The 16,675-nt window shown below is 63.7% G+C and carries 17 protein-coding genes; 6 read left to right on the forward strand and 11 right to left on the reverse strand.

All coding sequences use genetic code 11. The annotated features are described in order from the left end of the window. Nucleotides 1-78 precede the first annotated feature (78 nt). Both AC2TZ7_RS17885 and AC2TZ7_RS17890 read left to right on the forward strand, forming a co-directional pair. Nucleotides 79-777, forward strand: coding sequence for an HAD family hydrolase (locus tag AC2TZ7_RS17885; protein ID WP_098412574.1), 699 nt, complete (start codon nucleotides 79-81; stop codon nucleotides 775-777). A gap of 256 nt (nucleotides 778-1,033) precedes the next feature. Beyond that, a complete protein-coding gene (locus AC2TZ7_RS17890; protein WP_489865233.1) occupies nucleotides 1,034-2,851 on the forward strand; it encodes a D-alanyl-D-alanine carboxypeptidase family protein in 1,818 nt (605 codons plus the stop codon). A 192-nt stretch (nucleotides 2,852-3,043) separates the two neighbouring features. Here the strand turns inward: AC2TZ7_RS17890 and ccoS are convergent, their stop codons facing one another. From ccoS to AC2TZ7_RS17915, 5 genes are all read right to left on the reverse strand, one after another. After that, entirely contained in the window at nucleotides 3,044-3,205 is a 162-nt protein-coding gene (gene ccoS / locus AC2TZ7_RS17895; protein WP_078520399.1) for a cbb3-type cytochrome oxidase assembly protein CcoS, read from the reverse strand. A gap of 12 nt (nucleotides 3,206-3,217) precedes the next feature. Continuing rightward, complete coding sequence (locus tag AC2TZ7_RS17900; protein WP_489865234.1) at nucleotides 3,218-5,443, reverse strand: cation-translocating P-type ATPase; 2,226 nt, start codon at nucleotides 5,441-5,443, stop codon at nucleotides 3,218-3,220. Nucleotides 5,444-5,447: 4 nt separating this feature from the next. Beyond that, nucleotides 5,448-5,912 carry a FixH family protein gene (locus AC2TZ7_RS17905; RefSeq protein ID WP_348638848.1) on the reverse strand — a complete coding sequence of 155 codons (465 nt, stop codon included), beginning with the start codon at nucleotides 5,910-5,912 and terminating at the stop codon, nucleotides 5,448-5,450. Further along, nucleotides 5,909-7,357 (reverse strand): cytochrome c oxidase accessory protein CcoG, encoded by a 1,449-nt coding sequence (gene ccoG / locus AC2TZ7_RS17910; protein WP_078548267.1) that lies wholly within the window; start codon nucleotides 7,355-7,357, stop codon nucleotides 5,909-5,911. Before ccoG ends, AC2TZ7_RS17905 begins: the two co-directional genes overlap by 4 nt. Before the next feature lie 124 nt (nucleotides 7,358-7,481). Next, nucleotides 7,482-8,366 (reverse strand): LysR family transcriptional regulator, encoded by an 885-nt coding sequence (locus tag AC2TZ7_RS17915; protein WP_489865235.1) that lies wholly within the window; start codon nucleotides 8,364-8,366, stop codon nucleotides 7,482-7,484. Nucleotides 8,367-8,466: 100 nt separating this feature from the next. On the opposite strand from AC2TZ7_RS17915, the gene AC2TZ7_RS17920 reads away from it, so the two are divergent. Then, complete coding sequence (locus AC2TZ7_RS17920; RefSeq protein ID WP_176536051.1) at nucleotides 8,467-8,631, forward strand: hypothetical protein; 165 nt, start codon at nucleotides 8,467-8,469, stop codon at nucleotides 8,629-8,631. Nucleotides 8,632-8,926: 295 nt separating this feature from the next. On the opposite strand, the gene ccoP is transcribed toward AC2TZ7_RS17920, so the two are convergent. Genes ccoP through ccoN form a run of 4 tightly spaced genes read right to left on the reverse strand, consistent with a single transcriptional unit; the run spans nucleotide 8,927 to nucleotide 12,402 of the window. Continuing rightward, complete coding sequence (gene ccoP, locus AC2TZ7_RS17925) at nucleotides 8,927-9,811, reverse strand: cytochrome-c oxidase, cbb3-type subunit III (RefSeq protein WP_489865236.1); 885 nt, start codon at nucleotides 9,809-9,811, stop codon at nucleotides 8,927-8,929. Nucleotides 9,812-9,842: 31 nt separating this feature from the next. Further along, the gene (locus tag AC2TZ7_RS17930) at nucleotides 9,843-10,043 is read right to left on the reverse strand and encodes a cbb3-type cytochrome oxidase subunit 3 (protein ID WP_078520404.1); all 201 of its coding nucleotides are present in this window, start codon (nucleotides 10,041-10,043) and stop codon (nucleotides 9,843-9,845) included. Between the two features lie 13 nt (nucleotides 10,044-10,056). Then, nucleotides 10,057-10,785: a cytochrome-c oxidase, cbb3-type subunit II gene (ccoO, locus tag AC2TZ7_RS17935; protein ID WP_078548271.1), complete on the reverse strand. Its 729-nt coding sequence runs from the start codon at nucleotides 10,783-10,785 to the stop codon at nucleotides 10,057-10,059. 12 nt (nucleotides 10,786-10,797) lie between these two features. Further along, nucleotides 10,798-12,402: a cytochrome-c oxidase, cbb3-type subunit I gene (ccoN, locus tag AC2TZ7_RS17940; RefSeq protein ID WP_078604652.1), complete on the reverse strand. Its 1,605-nt coding sequence runs from the start codon at nucleotides 12,400-12,402 to the stop codon at nucleotides 10,798-10,800. A gap of 263 nt (nucleotides 12,403-12,665) precedes the next feature. On the opposite strand from ccoN, the gene AC2TZ7_RS17945 reads away from it, so the two are divergent. Further along, nucleotides 12,666-13,505: a universal stress protein gene (locus AC2TZ7_RS17945; protein ID WP_489865237.1), complete on the forward strand. Its 840-nt coding sequence runs from the start codon at nucleotides 12,666-12,668 to the stop codon at nucleotides 13,503-13,505. Nucleotides 13,506-13,553: 48 nt separating this feature from the next. Here AC2TZ7_RS17945 and AC2TZ7_RS17950 read toward each other — a convergent pair whose 3' ends face one another. Beyond that, a complete protein-coding gene (locus AC2TZ7_RS17950) occupies nucleotides 13,554-13,859 on the reverse strand; it encodes a hypothetical protein (RefSeq protein ID WP_489865238.1) in 306 nt (101 codons plus the stop codon). 224 nt (nucleotides 13,860-14,083) lie between these two features. Here AC2TZ7_RS17950 and AC2TZ7_RS17955 point away from each other — a divergent pair, with 224 nt between their 5' ends. Beyond that, the gene (locus AC2TZ7_RS17955; RefSeq protein WP_489865239.1) at nucleotides 14,084-14,497 is read left to right on the forward strand and encodes a hypothetical protein; all 414 of its coding nucleotides are present in this window, start codon (nucleotides 14,084-14,086) and stop codon (nucleotides 14,495-14,497) included. Between the two features lie 12 nt (nucleotides 14,498-14,509). On the opposite strand, the gene fnrL is transcribed toward AC2TZ7_RS17955, so the two are convergent. Continuing rightward, nucleotides 14,510-15,256, reverse strand: a complete 747-nt coding sequence (fnrL, locus tag AC2TZ7_RS17960; RefSeq protein ID WP_098411803.1) for a transcriptional regulator FnrL — start codon at nucleotides 15,254-15,256, stop codon at nucleotides 14,510-14,512. A gap of 60 nt (nucleotides 15,257-15,316) precedes the next feature. Here fnrL and hemN point away from each other — a divergent pair, with 60 nt between their 5' ends. After that, the gene (hemN, locus tag AC2TZ7_RS17965) at nucleotides 15,317-16,672 is read left to right on the forward strand and encodes an oxygen-independent coproporphyrinogen III oxidase (RefSeq protein ID WP_489865240.1); all 1,356 of its coding nucleotides are present in this window, start codon (nucleotides 15,317-15,319) and stop codon (nucleotides 16,670-16,672) included. Nucleotides 16,673-16,675: the final 3 nt, after the last annotated feature.

The raw sequence follows: 16,675 nt of genomic DNA on the forward strand, positions 1-16,675 counted from the left end.
TGAGGGGCTCTGGCGGAATATAGGGTCTTCGTGACATATGAAAAGTCTTTCAACACCTCCGGCGAGAAAGGCGGGACGATGCGGCTCACGGCGATTGGCTTCGATGCGGATGATACGCTCTGGCATAACGAGCGTTTCTTTCAACTCACGCATGACCGCTTCACCGACTTGCTGCGCGAGCACGCGGAGCCCGATCATCTGGCAGAGCGGCTGATCGCGGCGGAACGTCGCAACATCGCGCATTACGGCTTTGGCATCAAAGGCTTCACCCTGTCGATGATCGAAACCGCGATCGAAGTGAGCGAAGGCCGCGTGCCCGCAACGATCCTGTCGGAGATTCTCGCGGCAGGGCGGGAGATGCACTCCCACCCGATCGAGCTGCTGCCCCATGCGCGCGAGACGATCGAGGCGCTGTCGGACGACTACCGCATCCTTCTGGTGACGAAGGGCGACCTGATCGATCAGGAGCGAAAGCTGGCGCAGTCGGGCTTGGGCGAGTTGTTCGACGCGGTCGAGATCGTCTCGGACAAGAAGGCCCCGGTCTACACCGAGATTTTCGCGCGCCATGCCGAAGGGGCGGAGCATGGTCTGATGGCGGGCAATTCGCTGAAATCCGACGTGATCCCGATGATCGAGGCGGGCGGCTGGGGCGTGCATGTGCCCCATGAATTGACATGGGCTTTCGAGCATGCCGAGCCACCGATGGAGCATCCGCGCTTCGCCGAATTGCCCGACCTCGGCGCATTACCCGATCTGATCGCAAAAATCACCGATTGAGCCCTGCATTGCGTGGCGTCATGCTCCGCCAATCTCACGGGCGCGTGCACTTCTACCACCACCTGTAGATGGATTCGCGCGATCACCCCACCATATCTTGCGGTATTGCATGAATGCCGCAGTGAAAGCTCTTGAAAATAGGGAGTTTTCAGCCTGAGAGACCCGTGCTACGCTTCTTGCTAATATAAACCCCGGAAACCGGCTCAAGATCGGTACCGCAAAGGGGTCAAATTGAGGCAGTGAAATAGGTGAAGCCGTGACCACGCTGATGCGCTGGGTCCGTGATGGGCTATTCGTAATCCTTCTGACACTCATTGCGCCGATCGCTGCGCAGGCCGCCCCCTACGCGGCGATGGTCATGGACATGCGATCGGGCGAAGTTCTCTACTCCAAGAACGCGGACACGCCGCTGCATCCGGCCTCGCTGACGAAGATGATGACGCTCTACATCACCTTCCAGGCGATCGAGCATGGTGAGTTCAGCCTCGATTCCATCGTCACCGTGACGAAGCACGCCGCAAGCCAGCCGCCCTCGCGGCTCGGTCTGCGCCCCGGGCAGAAGATCGCCGTGCGCTATCTGATCCGCGCCGCAGCGATCAAATCCGCCAATGACGCCGCAGCGGCGCTTGGCGATTACATCGGCGGTTCGGAAGAAGGCTTCGCCGCGCGGATGAACCGCACCGCCCGGCAGCTGGGCATGAAGAACACCCATTTCGTCAACGCCAACGGCCTGACCCGCAAGGGCCACCTGTCCTCGGCGCATGACATGACGATCATGGGCCGTCACCTGTTCTTCGATTATCCGCAATATTACAACATCTTCTCGCGCCGCTCGGCGGATGCGAAAGTGCGCACCGTCTATTCGACGAACCGCAAATTCCTCGCAGCCTACAAGGGCGCGGACGGCATCAAGACCGGCTACACCTCGGCCTCGGGCTTCAACCTGACCGCCTCCGCACAGCGCGGCAACAAGCGCATCATCGCGACCGTCTTCGGCGGCACTTCGACCGCGCAGCGCAACGCGAAAATGGCCGATCTGCTGGATCTGGGCTTCAAGCGCGCGCCGAACCGCGCGCCGACGAACCGCCCCCGGATCCCGCAATATATCGCCCCCGCGCAATCGCCGATGCTGATGGCGAACCTCGCACCCAAGAAGAGCCCGCGTCCCGAAATCCGCCCCTCCGCGCCGACCGCGGATAGCGATGCAATCTCGATGGCGCTCGCCGCCGCGGTGCAGGCTGATCAGGTGGATGAGAGCACCGACATCCCCGAAGACGTGGCCGAAGGCGCGCAGGACAACACGGAGGACACGCAAGATGTCGTCGTGGCCGATGCCGGCACGCTCGGGATCGGCGCGGAAATCACCGCAAGCCCCCGCCCGCAGCGCAACCCGCGCGAAATTCAGGTCGCGGACGCGACGAAGGCGCTGCCGGCCGAGGTGACCAAGGCCACCCCGCTGGCTCAGGCACAGGCGCATGACGCCGCCGTCGCCGCCGGCAAGGCCAGCGCGGATGGCAGCGAAGAGCCGAGCGACGTGCAGCTTGCCTCCTACGAGCCCGGCGCATCGGACGGCCCGAAATTCGTCCAGTCCACCAAACCGCAGCCCGAGACGATGGAGCTGGCCGAGGCCCATACGCTCGATCTGGATCAAAACGGCAAGGCCGATGGCGCCAAGGCCCCGTCCAGCTTCGTGCAGTCGACGGACCCGCAGCCCGAGACCACGCAGATGGCCGCAGCCCCCGAGAAGCGCAAAAGCGAGATCATCCTCGCCGCTCTCACCCCCCCTGCGCCGACCCCCGCGCAGAAGCCGCGCGTGGTCGCCCGCGTCTCCAGCTCGGGTGGGCGCAACTGGGGTGTCAGCCTCGGGCTGTTCGGTTCGCGATTCGCTGCAGAGCGCCACATGCTGACCACGGCATTGATGGAAAGCGACACTTTGGGCGAAGCTTTGCGCAAAGTGGCCACCCGAAAGACCGGTTATGAGGCGAATTTCGTAGGAATGACCCAAGACATGGCACAACTGGCCTGTGCAAGGCTCGAGTCTCGCGCTATGGACTGCAAAGTGGTCGGCCCCTGAGAGTCTTCCCTTAGGGGCAAAATATGAAAAGCCGCGCTTGGTCAGCGCGGCTTTTCCTTTTTCCCGACCTTATGGCACCCGCCGCGCGGATCGCACCGACAGGAGCCTCCGGCGGGGATATTTGTGCCAAGGCGAAGAGAGGGCGGTTCTGAGGGGGTCGGGCCACCCGGCCCTGCCCTTACCGTCGCGCGCTCAGTCCTGCTTCGGGTGGTCGTCGAACTCGTCGGACAGGATGCGCTCGGCATCGCCTTTCGGGTCGTCATACTGATTGTTCTTCAGTGACCAGAAAAACGCCCCGAGGCCAATCCCGCCGAGCAGCAGGGAGATAGGAATCGAATAGAGAAGAACCTCCATGAGGGGCTCCTTTCAGCGCAGGCGCAGCGAGTTGAGCGAGACCGTGATCGAGCTTGCCGACATCGCGAGCGCCGCCATCAGCGGCGTCGCAAGGCCGGTCAGCGCGAGCGGTACGGCGATGATATTGTAGACGATGGAGATGCCGAAGTTCTGCTTGATCCGGCGGCGCGCGCGCACAGAGATCGAGGCGGCATCGGAAACCGGCGCGAGATCCTTGCCCAGAAGCACGATATCCGACGCCGTGCGCGCCGCATCCAGTGCGGAGGCGGGCGAGACCGAGACATGGGCGGCAGCCAGCGCGGCGGTGTCGTTGAGACCGTCGCCGACCATCAGCACGCGGTGGCCCTTTTGCGTGAGATCGCTCACGAGCTGCGCTTTCTCCGCGGGCAAGGCACCGGCGCGGTAGGTGTCGATCCCGAGGCGCGTGGCGAGATCGCTCACCGCGCCTTCGACGTCGCCCGAAACGAGCCAGACCTGCTTACCCTGCGCCTTCAGACCGGCCACGGCCTCTTCGGCCCCGGTGCGCAGCGTGTCGGCGAACCGGATCGAGATCGGGGCCGCCTCGCCGATCGCGAGATGGGTCGCGGTGGTCGCACCCTCGGCAGCGCCGATCCAGTTCGCACGACCGAGCCGCACGCGCTGGCCCTGCCAGACGCCTTCGACGCCATAGCCCGGAACTTCGCGCAGATCGCTCAGCGTCGCGGGCGCGACCCCCTGCCCTGCCGCCGCCTCGTGCAGGGCGCGCGCGAGCGGGTGGCTCGAACCTTCGGCCAGCGCCATCGCGACGGACAGCGCCTCGGGCGAGAGGTCGGAGAGGTTCTGCGGGCGCGGCGCGCCCATCGTCAGCGTACCGGTCTTGTCGAAGACGACCGTGTCGATCTCGGCCATACGTTCCAGCGCGGTGCCGTCCTTGATCAACAGCCCCTTGCGGAACAGCTTGCCCGATGCGGCGGTCACCACGGCAGGCACCGCAAGCCCCAGCGCACAGGGGCAGGTGATGATCAGCACCGCCGCCGCGATATTCACCGCCAGACGGAAATCGCCGCCCGTGATCCAAGCCCAGGCGCAGAACGCACTGAAGGACAGGATATGCACGATCGGCGCATAGGCCCGCGCCGCCCGTTCGGCAAGCGAGGTGTATTTGGTCTTCGCGCTCTCGGCCATCGCGACGAGATCGGCCATCCGATGCAGCGAGCTGTCGCGCCCGGCCGCCGTCACGCGCAGTGTCAGCGGCCCGGTCAGGTTCACCTCACCGGCGGAGAGCGCCATGCCGGGCAGCACCTGCACGGGCAGGCTTTCGCCGGTCAGCAGAGAGCGGTCACTCTCGGATTGGCCCTCGGTCACTTCGCCATCGGCGGGGATACGCCCCCCCGGGCGCACCCGGATCAGATCGCCGGGCACCAGTTCGCCCACGGGCACGGTGACCTCTTCGCCGTCGCGCAACACGGTCGCGCGGGGCACTTCCAGCGCGGCCAGTTCCTCGGCCGCCGAGCGCGCCACGGCACGGGTGCGATAGTCGAGATAGCGGCCCACCAGAAGGAAGAAGGTGAGCATCGTCGCCGCCTCGAAATAGGCATGCGCACCGGAATGCATCGTCTCGAACAGCGAAATCCCGAGCGCGAGCAGGATCGCGAGCGAGATCGGCACATCCATCCCGAGACGCCCGCCGCGCAAGCTCGCCCAGGCATTGGCGAAGAAAGGCTGGCCCGCGAAGATCGTGGTGGGCAGCGCGATCGCCGCCGAAATCCAGTGGAAGAGGTCGCGCGTCGAGTCCTGCGCCCCCGACCAGACCGCGATCGAGAGCATCATGATGTTCATCATCGCGAAGCCCGCGACGCCCATGCGCATCAGCAGATCACGTCCGCGCTTGTCCGCCTCGGTCGCGGACAGCATGCCGGGATCGAGCTCGTGCGCCTCATAGCCAATCTTGTCGAGCGCCGCGATCAGCCCCGCCGGCTCGACATCGCCCGCCGCATCGACCGAGGCGCGCTTCAGCGTCAGGTTCACCCGGGCGGATTTCACGCCCGGCTGCTTCATCAGCTCGCGTTCGACATCGGTAATGCAGACCGCACAATGCGCCGTGGGCAGCGACAGCATGATCCGCGCGCCCTTGATGTCACCGGATTTCGCCATCTGCTCGGCCGAAGGGGCCGCGATGCAGGCGGGACAGGCCGAGGCGGAGACATGCTCGTCCTCGAACGGTTCGCTATGCGATGGAGAAGCGGGCGACACCGACATCGGCTCAGCCTTTCACGAACAGGTCAATCCGCTGGCGGAACTCCGTGCCGTCTGCGGCTTTCGCGTCGAGATGCACCAGCCAGACGCCCGGCGCAAGATCGAGCTTCGTGGTGAAGATGCCGCCGACATAGTCGAAATCGGGCGTCATGTCATCGCGGACATGGGTGGTGCGCCCGACGAGCGCCTTGAACTCGGCCACCCTCGCGGGCAGCCCGTCCTCGTCGCGGATCACGAAGCTCAGCTTGCCGTCGGAATACTCCGGCGACACGGTCCAGCCAAGCGCATCCTGCGCCAGTTTCTCTTCGTTGAAGGTCTGCGAGGCGACATAGGAATTGTCGACCTCGAGGCCGGGGAAGGTGCTGACGGCCTGCCACGCCATGACGAGGTTGACCGCGATGATCACCCCGAAGGCACCCACCGCGATCATCAGCACTTTTCTTCCGGTCAGCGGTTTCGCCATCTCGGTCATTGTACCCTTCCGTTGAATACGGTCGTCTCCGACACGCGGTCAGTATTGGTCATGTCCTCGATCCACATCGTCAGCTCGGTACGCTCGCTGGTGGCGATGGACGAACCGGGTTCGGCGACAATATAGACCCTTTGGGTCATGGTTTCATCTGCGGGCACCGTCACGGTGTTTCCGTCCTGACCTTCGAGCAACACGCTCAGCGTGCTCTGCTCGGCCGGATCGGGGGCTTTGACGGAGACCTTGAACTCGGTCGCCTCGCCGGCCTTGTTGCGCAGCCGCAGCGTGTAGATGTTGCGGATCGCGCCCGAGGGCTCCACCACGAAGAGCGGATCGCGGTTCGGGGTCACGTTGAAGTCGATGGGCGAGCGCATGAAGAGCGCGACCACCAGACCGATGCCGATCAGCGACCACATCGAGAAGTAGAGGATCGTGCGCGGGCGCATGATGTGCTTCCAGACATTGATGACCGGATTGCCCGAGCGCTCGTTCGCCTCGTCCTTCAGCGCCATGTAGCCGATGAGGCCGCGCGGCTTGCCGATCTTGTCCATCATCTCGTTGCAGGCGTCGATGCACAGGCCGCAGGTGATGCATTCTAGCTGCTGGCCGTCGCGGATATCGATGCCCATCGGGCAGACGTTGAAGCAAGCCATGCAGTCGATGCAGTCGCCCTGCGTCGGATCGTGCTGGCCCTTCTTGAGCTTGCCGCGCGGCTCGCCCCGCCATTCGCGATAGGCGATGGTGATCGTGTCTTCGTCCATCATCGCCGCCTGAATGCGCGGCCACGGGCAGGCGTAGATGCAGATCTGTTCGCGGGCGAAGCCGCCGAAGGCGAAGGTCGTGAGCGTCGCCACCGCGATCGTCGTATAGGCGATCGGCGAGGCGGTGCCGTGGAACAGATCGGTCAGCAGCGTCGGCGCATCGGTGAAGTAGAACACCCAGGCCCCGCCGGTGGCGACGCCGATCAGCAGCCAGAGCACCCATTTCGTGATGCGCTTGCGGAATTTCTCGGCGTTCCATTTCTGACGCAGCAGGCGGATACGCGCGTTGCGGTCGCCCTCGACCCAACGCTCGACAAGGATGAACAGGTCGGTCCAGACGGTCTGCGGGCAGGCATAGCCGCACCAGACCCGCCCCAGCGCCGAGGTAAACAGGAACAGGCCAAGGCCCGCCATGATCAGAAGGCCCGCGACGAAGTAGAATTCATGCGGCCAGATTTCGATCATGAAGAAGAAGAACCGGCGGTTCGCGAGGTCCAGAAGCACCGCCTGATCGGGCAGTTCCGGGCCACGATCCCAGCGAATCCACGGCGTGATGTAATAGATGCCAAGCATCACCGCCATGAGCACCCATTTCAGGTTGCGGAACTGGCCGTGCACGCGGCGCGGAAAGATCGGCTCGCGGGCGGCGTAAAGCGGCGGGGGATCGACTGGTTCGGTGGAGCTCACGACTCTCTCCGTTCATATATTTCTCTGCGTCACAGGCTCTTCTGGTATGACACAGTCGTGAAGGCTTTGACCTGCGTCAAAAAGACAGGTCTGCCATACAGGAAATCTTCACTGGTTGATATTTTTACTGGTCACCGGCATGCGCCGCTTGCTTGAAGAGCCAAGACATGAACTGGCGTAGCGCCGGTCGCCTCACGCCCGGTCGCGTAACCGTGTAATAGCCTTTTTCCTCGCTGTCTTCAAACAGAAGCCGCAACCGTCCGGCCGCAATATCGCCTGCGACCCATGCCAAAGCGGTCACCGCCACCCCCTGCCCGCCGCGCGCCGCTTCGAGCAAAAGGTTCCCCGGCATCACGGTCAGGCTTTTGGCCTGATCCTGCGTGACGCCATGGCGCCCGAACCAGTCGGTCGACTCGGAAGTGCAGAGCTCTTGCAGCCACGGCAGGCCGCGCAAATCCGCCGGACAGTCATACCGTCCCTCCCCCACGAGCGCAGGCGCCGCGACCACGACGATGGGCGAGCGCACCAGAAGCCGCGACTCAAGGCCGGGCCAGTCCCCCGATCCGTAGCGCAGCGCCATCTCGACCCCGCCCGGCGCAAGCGTGGAGACGGCCGCCGTAGGGTCGATGGTCAGACCGATCTCGGGATGGGCTTCGCGGAAATCCGGCAGCCGGGGCAACAGCCAGGCCGAGGCGAAGCTTGGCGTGGTGGAGATTTGCAGCGGGCGGGAGTCGGCGGTGCCGCTCAGCGAAGCGACCGCTTCGGCAATCGTGCCGAACCCCTCCCGGAGCGCCTGCGCAAGACGGCGACCGTCGGGCGTCAGCGCAGGCCGCGGCCCCGACCGGTCGACAAGCGTCACACCGAGCCGCTCTTCAAGCCCCCGCAATTGCTGACTGACGGCCGCATGCGACACGTTGAGCGCACGCCCCGCCTGAGCCACCGAACCGGAGTCGGCAAACGCCGAAAAGGCCCGCAGCGCAGTCAGGGAGGGAAGGGTCCGCCAGTCCATATCCGTAATTTCACCTTACATAGTAGAAAGTTTCCTGAGTCGCATCTTTGCGCAAATAACGCATCCTGACCAGAGTTGACCCGCCTTCAGGAGATCAGACATGAAAGATAGAGTTACACCCGACACGCTGATGCTGCTCGCCCGCATGGACCTCTACCCACCGCAAAGCAACTGGCCGCACCTGACGGACCCGATTGACTCGCGCCAACGCCGTCGCGGACCGCGCCCCTCGCTGCGCCAACGGTTTCGGGAGATGTGGAAATGATCGGGATCTGGGCGCAGAGCTTCACCATCGCCACGGGCCTCGATCAGCGCTCCGGCCTGCCGGCGGCCCGCACTCATCGGCGTTCACATCGGCGTGCAAAGACCAGCGCGGAGCTTGTTTTGCCCAAAGATGACCCCAAGATAGGTGTTAGGTAACCCTCGACAAACGAGAGGGCCCCGCGACGGGGGCCCTCTGAAATTGGGCACCGGCACCCCCAGGAAACGCGCGAACAGGACGGGGTGCCGGTGCGACCCGCCAGACCAAAGCCCCGCGGGATCTCTCTTATTTTCGACCGTTACTGGCCGCCGCCCAGGCTGTGAACGTAGGCAGCCACGGCGCGGATATCCGCTTCCGACAGACGCTCGTTCCAGTTCGGCATCACGCCGTAACGGGCATTGGTGACCGTGTAGGTCAGCGTGTCGACGTCCCCGCCATAGAGCCAGACGGCATCGGTGAGGTTCGGCGCGCCCATCATCGGGTCGCCCTTACCTTCTTCACCGTGACAGGCCGTGCAGTTGTCCACGAAGACGGTCTCGCCTTCGGTGGCCATTGCCTCGTCATGCTCCTGGCCCGAAATCTTGCGGACATATTGCACGACTTGGTCGATCTGCGCGGGCTCGAGGAGCTCGTCACGCCCGAACGCGGGCATTTCCGAGTAACGCGCCTCGCCATCCGGGTCCGTCTCGTTGCGGATGCCGTGCGTGACGGTGAAATGGATGTCCTCCATCGTGCCGCCCCACAGCCATGCGCTGTCGAGAAGGTTCGGATAGCCCAGGTTCGAGTTGCCGCCCGCACCCGCACCGTGGCACTGCGCGCACCAGGTCCGGAACACGGCCGCACCGGCGTTCTGGGTGTAGTTGTTCAACTCGGGATCGCTCGAAATCTGGTCGAGATCGACCGAGACGAGCTTCTCCTGGATCGGCTTGTTCGCCGCGGCGAACTTGTCGATATCGGCCTGCACATTCGCGCGGGTCGACGAGTGCATGATCCCCGGCGTCGCGCCGGACTTGAAGATCGGCCATGCCGGCATCGCGATCGAGTAACCGATCCCCCAGATGACGCAGGCATAGAAGGTCCACAGCCACCATTTGGGCAGCGGATTGTTGTATTCCTCGATGCCGTCCCACTGGTGACCCGTGGTCTCGACCTCGTGCTTGTGCTTGCTTGGTCTCTTGCTCATGTTCTCCACGCCTCCTTACAACGTGGCGCCGTCAGTCCTTGGAGGACCGGCTTTCGCCGGCCTCCGAGGCATTGGCGGGTTTGTCTTCGTGCCGGAACGGGATCTCGGACGTATCTTCGTAGGTCTTGCGCGAACCGGGCCGGAAGACCCAGGCCACGACGGCCAGGAAGAAGACGAACATGAAGATCAGAAACCAGCTGTCCGCGAATTCCCTGAAGATGTGATAGTCCATTGATCAGCTCCCCTTACCGGCTGGCCACGGGTTCGAAGGTCGAGAAATCGACCATGGTGCCGAGCACCTGCAGATAGGCGACGAGTGCGTCCATCTCGGAAATGCCCGGGCGACCGTCGAAGTTACGGACGTTCGTCGCGTTGGGATAACGCTCCATCAGCCCGTCATAGTCGCTGTTCGGATCGGCCTGAGCCGCAAAGTCCGCCTTAGCGTTCTCGATCATGTCCGAGGTATAGGGCACGCCCACCATCGCATCGGTCGAGAGCCGCTCGTCGATATGCGCGGGATCGACCATGCGATTGAGCAGGAAGCCGTATTTCGGCATCACCGATTCCGGCACGACCGACTGCGGATTGGTCAGGTGATCCACATGCCAGGCGTCCGAGTAGCGGCCGCCGACGCGAGCGAGGTCAGGCCCCGTCCGCTTCGAGCCCCACTGGAACGGGTGGTCGTATTGCGACTCCGCTGCCAGCGAGTAATGGCCGTAACGCTCCACTTCGTCGCGCATCGGGCGGATCATCTGCGAGTGGCAGACATAGCAGCCCTCGCGGATGTAGATATCGCGCCCGGTGAGCTCCAGCGGCGTGTAGGGCCGCACGCCTTCGACGTCCTCGATGGTGTTTTCGAGGTAGAAGAGCGGTGCGATCTCCACGATGCCGCCGATCGTGACGACCAGGAAGGCGAAGATCAGCAGGAGCGTGGCGTTCTTTTCAAGAACACTGTGCTTGTCGAGAAGTCCCATCTGTTCCTCTCCTTATTCAGCCGGCACGGCGGCAACCGAACGCGATTCCACGCGCGGCTGACGAGCGACGGTCATCCACAGATTGTAGGCCATGATGATGCCCCCCGTGAGGTAGAGCACACCGCCCAGACCACGGACCACGAACATCGGATGCATAGCGGCCACGGTGTCGGCGAAGGCGTTCACGAGGAAGCCCTGGCTGTCCACTTCGCGCCACATCAGGCCCTGCATGATCCCGGCGACCCACATCGAAGCGGCGTAGAGCACGATCCCGATGGTGGAGAGCCAGAAGTGCCAGCTGACCAGTTTCAGCGAGTAGAGCCCTTCACGCGCCCACAGACGCGGCACGAGGAAGTAGAGCATGCCGAAGGTGATCATGCCGTTCCAGCCGAGCGCACCCGAGTGCACGTGACCGATCGTCCAGTCGGTGTAGTGCGACAGCGAGTTCACCGCCTTGATCGACATCATCGGGCCTTCGAAGGTCGACATGCCGTAGAAGCCGACCGACACCACCATCATGCGGATGATCGGATCGGTGCGCAGCTTGTCCCATGCGCCCGAGAGCGTCATCAGACCGTTGATCATGCCACCCCAGGAGGGCATCCACAGGATCACCGAGAAGGTCATACCCAGCGTCGAGGCCCAGTCGGGGAGCGCCGTGTAGTGCAGGTGGTGCGGACCGGCCCAGATGTACAGGAAGATCAGCGCCCAGAAGTGCACGATCGACAGCTTGTAGGAGTAGACCGGACGTTCAGCCTGCTTCGGCACGAAGTAATACATCATACCCAGGAAGCCTGCGGTCAGGAAGAAGCCCACCGCGTTGTGGCCGTACCACCACTGCGTCATCGCGTCCTGCACGCCCGAGAAGACCTGAACCGACTTCGAACCGAAGAACGAGACCGGGATCGACAGGTTGTTCACGATATGCAGCATCGCGATAGTCACGATGAAGGACAGGTAGAACCAGTTGGCGACGTAGATATGGGGTTCCTTGCGCTTGAAGATCGTGCCGAGGAAGGCAAGCAGATAAGCGACCCAGACGATCGTCAGCCAGATGTCGACATACCATTCCGGCTCGGCATATTCCTTCGACTGCGTTGCGCCGAGGATGTAGCCGGTCGCGGCGAGCACGATGAACAGGTTATAGCCCCAGAACACGAACCAGCCGAGGCTGTTGCCACCGAAAAGCCGCGCTGCCGAGGTGCGCTGCACCACGTAGAACGACGATGCGATCAGCGCGTTGCCACCGAAAGCGAAAATCACCGCCGACGTATGCAGCGGGCGCAGTTTGCCGAAGTTCAGATAGCCCTGAGCCCATTCGAAGTTGAGCGCCGGATAGGCCAGCTGGAAGGCGATAATGACGGCGACCAGGAAGCCCACGACACCCCAGAAGGTCGTCGCGATCACCCCGGCGCGAACCACGCCGTCGAAATACTCGTTCTGAGCCACCGGCTGGCGGCTCCCCATGGTGCGAAGCACCCAGATGAATGCGATGGCCGCGGCCAGCATGACCTCGACGGCATTCACCTGATAGGCAAGATCGCGCGCGTAGCCGGCCGCAATGGCGGCCAGAACCGCCACAAGGCCAAGCGCGATCAGCTTGATATAATCCCACATTTTGTGCGTCCCTTCGTCTGGTCTGCCCCTGCGGCACCCTCGTAAACCGAGAATCCTCCTGGGCTTGACTGGAGTCCTTGTGATCCGAGGGTATGCACGATGCCTTGATCTGCATCAAATGCTCGCGATCACAGTGCGCCATTCGGTCGCAGTTATGTGATATGACGAACACGTCCCTTGATCCGCGTCAAAGTGCGGCCGATCTCTTCGGGTTAGTCTCTGGTCTCACATGCTTATTCGCTTTTGGCGCAAGGACAGGACCCATGGCTTACAAGACACTTCTCACGATCGTCACGGATCCCAAGGCGGCCGCGACACAAATCGACACCGCCGTGGCCGTCGCCCGGCGGCGCGACGCCCATCTCGACGTGCTCTGCCTCGGTGTGGATCGCACGCAGACCGGATATTACTACGCGGGTGCGACCGCTTTCGTGCAGCAGGAAACGATGGATCGCGCACAAGACGATGCGCGCAATGCCGAAACCGCGGTGCGCGCGCGGCTCGACTCCGAAGACATCCGCTGGGGCGTCGATGCGGTCGTCTCGCAAATCGGCGCGATGCCGACCGTTGTCGGCCAGCGCGCCCGCTTCGCCGATCTGGTCGTGATGGGCCGCCCCTATGGCGAGGGCCGCGGGCCGGAGATCGAAGCTGCGGTCGAAGCCGCGCTCTTCGAGGGCCAGGTTCCAGTCGCGATCGTGCCCGACGGGTATAATGGCGACATGCCAGCCAAGCGCGTCGTTATCGCGTGGAATCAATCGCATGAGGCGATGCGCGCCGTACGCGCCGCCCTTCCCGTCCTCAAATCGGCCGATCTGGTCGATATCACCGTGATCGACCCGCCCGCGCATGGGCCCGAGCGCTCCGACCCCGGTGGCCAACTCAGCCAGATGCTCGCGCGTCACGGCGTCCATGCCGAAGTGTCGGTGCTGGCCAAGACCATGCCGCGCGTGTCGGACGTGCTCAACCGCCATATCAGCGACAGCGAAGCCGATGCGGTGGTGATGGGGGCTTACGGCCATTCGCGCTTCCGCGAAGCGATCCTGGGCGGGGCGACGCGCCACATGCTCGAGATGGCCGAGGTTCCGGTGATCATGGCGCACTGAGCGCGCCACCTTTCAGAACGAATGACGGCGCCTCTCGGGGCGCCGTTTTCATTGGTGCAAGTCGGTTTCGATGCCCTTCGCCTTGCCCAGCTTCCGGCAATAGCTGGCCCAGTCGCGGAAGTCCTGCGAGAAGGCCGCCATCTTGCCGCGCCCACGCCAGTCGTCAAAGCTTTCACGTTGGTGCTCCGCGACCCAGCTGGCGGCATCCGCACGCCCTTCGGCCTCGGCCTGCTTGATCGCAGCACCACGCCAGATCATCCCCGCCCGGTCGAGCTTTCCCGCCCGCACGGGATCGGAGATCATCGTGCCGACGCCATGAAACAGGCCCGAGCATTGCGCCATACTCTGCGACAACGGCTGCGCCACACTCCGGCCTGGAGCGGCAACGAGGAAGACACTGACAAACAGGAAACGCATAAAGACCTTCCTCGCTGGGGCCTTTCCTTGTTTACCGCGCGACAGTGCCGAAACCGGGGCAAAACCCGCACGAATTCGCGACCTTGTCGCGACATCCCGCTTCGCGCGGAACTCCGGCCGCGCTGGCGGGTTGGCTGGCTGACGAAAGACCGGAGCCCCCCATGACCCGCCGCATCATCCTTCCCGCCCTTCTCGCCAGCCTCGCGCTGCTCGCCGCCTGTCAGGAAATGGCGCCGAAACAAGACGGGGCGATACCCAAGACGCTGCCGGATGGAATGATCGGGCGCTGGGGGCTGACGCAGGCCGATTGCGACGGCTCTCGCGATGACGCCAAGGGCCTGATGGTGGTGAAGCCGGACAGCCTGCAATTCTACGAGTCGCAGGCCACGCTCACTGAGACCGACAGCGCGACCGATCGCGTGGTGCGGGCGCGGTGGAATTTTACCGGTGAAGGAGAAAAATGGCAGCGCGAGATCGTGCTGACCCTGTCGAGCACGGGCATCTACCTCTCGCGTCAGGATATCACGCGGGACTCGATGAAGCCCCTCACCTATCGGCAGTGCGTGTCCCCCTGATCGGACGGACGTTTAGATGAGGAAACCGCCGTCGCTGTCATCGCCCGCTTCCAGCAGCAGCCGGTCCATATCCGGCACGGTGACATGGCGCTTGCCCTGCAGCTCGATCACCCCGTCGCGTTTCAGCGCGGACATCTGGCGGCTCACCGTCTCGAGCGTCAGCCCGAGATAGTCGGCCATCGCCTCGCGCGTCAGCGGCAGATCGAACACCATATGCCGGGCGCTGGGGCTCATGTTGATCGACGCATCGCGCCGCGCCACGATCGACAGCAGCGAGGCGATCTTCTCGCGCGCGGTCTTGCGGCCCAGAAGCAGCATCCATTCGCGCGCCGCATCGAGTTCGTCGAGCGTCATCTGCAACAGGCGCTGCGCGATATGGGGCGTGCGCTCCATCATCTCCTCGAAAGGCTTGCGGCGGAAGCAGCACATCAGAATGTCGGTGGTCGCGGTCACGTTATAGGCGGCGCGGTTGCGCCCGGGACGGCCCACGAAATCCGAGGGCAGCAACAGGCCAACCATCTGCGTGCGCCCGTCCTCGAGCGTCTGCGTCAGGGTTGCGATGCCCGAGACGACCGAGGCCACGAAATCCATCTGGTCGCCGGCCCAGATAATCGTCTGGCCCGCCTCGAAACTTCGGTAATATTTGATCTTCTCAAGCAGAGCGAGCTCGTCTGCGTCACAGCGCGCGCAGACCGCGCGATGTTGGATCGGGCAGTCTCCGCATGCGAGCGAAGTCGGCTGAACGTCGTCATGTGCCATGTGGATATTGCTTGATCTGGGTCAAATTCTGTTGCGCGTCTTACATCTAAAGATACGCCTATGGAACAGGAATCGCAACTGACCCGGCTCGGGCTCTTCGATGCACGGGTGCCCCGCTACACAAGCTACCCCACCGCCCCCCATTTCGCGGGCGATGTCGGGCCGATGGAATTCGCTCATTGGATCGAAGCGATCCCCGAAGGCGCGTCCATTTCGCTCTATATGCACGTGCCATTTTGCCGCCGGTTGTGCTGGTTCTGCGCCTGCCGCACGCAAGGCACGCAAAGCGAAGAACCGGTGCGCGCCTATGCCGAGACGCTGCTGGCCGAACTGCGTCTTTTCAAGGAACGCTTGGCTCCCGGCGTCACGCTGTCGCGGCTGCATTGGGGCGGCGGCACGCCGACGCTGATGCCCGCCGACATGATGCGTCGCCTCGCCGACGCGGTCTTCGATGCCGTGCCGATGGGCGAGGGCGCGGAATTCTCGGTCGAGATCGATCCGAATGAGATCGACGCAGCCCGCCTTGATGCGCTGGTCGAGTCGGGGATGAACCGCGCCTCGATCGGGGTGCAGGATTTCGACCCGCAGATTCAGGGCGTTATCGGGCGCGATCAGAGCTACGAGATCACCAAGGCCGCCGTCGACATGATTCGCGAACGCGATGTCGCGAGCCTGAACGCCGATATCCTCTACGGGTTGCCGCACCAGACGCCGACGAAGATCGCGGACTCGGTGCAGAAGCTGCTGTCTCTCGGTCCCGACCGGGTCGCGCTTTACGGCTACGCGCATGTGCCGTGGATGGCGCGGCGCCAGACCATGATCCCGTCGGATCACCTGCCCACTCCGCAGGAACGCCTGAAGCTGTTCGAAGTGGCGCGCGAGTTGTTCGTGGCCGACGGCTATGACGAGATCGGCATCGACCATTTCGCCCTGCCGACCGACGGTCTCTCGATCGCCCAGAGGGCAGGCAAGCTGCGGCGCAATTTCCAGGGCTATACCGACGATCAGGCCGAAGCGCTGGTCGGGCTCGGCGCTTCGTCGATCTCGCGCTTCCCGCAGGGCTATGCGCAAAACGCGCCCGCCACCTCGGCCCATACGGCCGCGATCCGGGCGGATCGGTTCTCGACCTCGCGCGGGCACCGCTTCACCGCGGATGACAAGATGCGCGCGCGGCTGATCGAGGCGTTGATGTGCGATTTCGAAGTGAGCGCGGCGGAGCTGGTGCGCGATTACGACGCCGATCCGGAGGAACTGTCCGCGCTGTTCGCCACCTGCGCCGAGCATTTCGGCGACATGGTTCAGGTGAGTGCGGAGGGGCTGCGCATTCCGGTCAAGGCCCGCCCCCTGACCCGGATGATCGCACGCCATTTCGATGCCTATGATCTGTCGAAAGCCGGGCATAGCTCGGCGATCTGACGA

This window comes from Thioclava sp. ISO4, from assembly GCF_058105145.1.

Excerpts from the sequence above, each read along its gene's own strand:
- AC2TZ7_RS17885 (WP_098412574.1), top strand. The coding sequence starts at position 79 with ATGCGGCTCACGGCGATTGGCTTCGATGCGGATGATACGCTCTGGCAT.
- ccoS (WP_078520399.1), bottom strand. The coding sequence starts at position 3,205 with ATGGAGGTTCTTCTCTATTCGATTCCTATCTCCCTGCTGCTCGGCGGG.
- AC2TZ7_RS17900 (WP_489865234.1), bottom strand. The coding sequence starts at position 5,443 with ATGTCGGTGTCGCCCGCTTCTCCATCGCATAGCGAACCGTTCGAGGAC.
- AC2TZ7_RS17905 (WP_348638848.1), bottom strand. The coding sequence starts at position 5,912 with ATGACCGAGATGGCGAAACCGCTGACCGGAAGAAAAGTGCTGATGATC.
- AC2TZ7_RS17915 (WP_489865235.1), bottom strand. The coding sequence starts at position 8,366 with ATGGACTGGCGGACCCTTCCCTCCCTGACTGCGCTGCGGGCCTTTTCG.
- AC2TZ7_RS17920 (WP_176536051.1), top strand. The coding sequence starts at position 8,467 with ATGAAAGATAGAGTTACACCCGACACGCTGATGCTGCTCGCCCGCATG.
- ccoP (WP_489865236.1), bottom strand. The coding sequence starts at position 9,811 with ATGAGCAAGAGACCAAGCAAGCACAAGCACGAGGTCGAGACCACGGGT.
- AC2TZ7_RS17930 (WP_078520404.1), bottom strand. The coding sequence starts at position 10,043 with ATGGACTATCACATCTTCAGGGAATTCGCGGACAGCTGGTTTCTGATC.
- ccoO (WP_078548271.1), bottom strand. The coding sequence starts at position 10,785 with ATGGGACTTCTCGACAAGCACAGTGTTCTTGAAAAGAACGCCACGCTC.
- ccoN (WP_078604652.1), bottom strand. The coding sequence starts at position 12,402 with ATGTGGGATTATATCAAGCTGATCGCGCTTGGCCTTGTGGCGGTTCTG.
- AC2TZ7_RS17945 (WP_489865237.1), top strand. The coding sequence starts at position 12,666 with ATGGCTTACAAGACACTTCTCACGATCGTCACGGATCCCAAGGCGGCC.
- AC2TZ7_RS17955 (WP_489865239.1), top strand. The coding sequence starts at position 14,084 with ATGACCCGCCGCATCATCCTTCCCGCCCTTCTCGCCAGCCTCGCGCTG.
- fnrL (WP_098411803.1), bottom strand. The coding sequence starts at position 15,256 with ATGGCACATGACGACGTTCAGCCGACTTCGCTCGCATGCGGAGACTGC.
- hemN (WP_489865240.1), top strand. The coding sequence starts at position 15,317 with ATGGAACAGGAATCGCAACTGACCCGGCTCGGGCTCTTCGATGCACGG.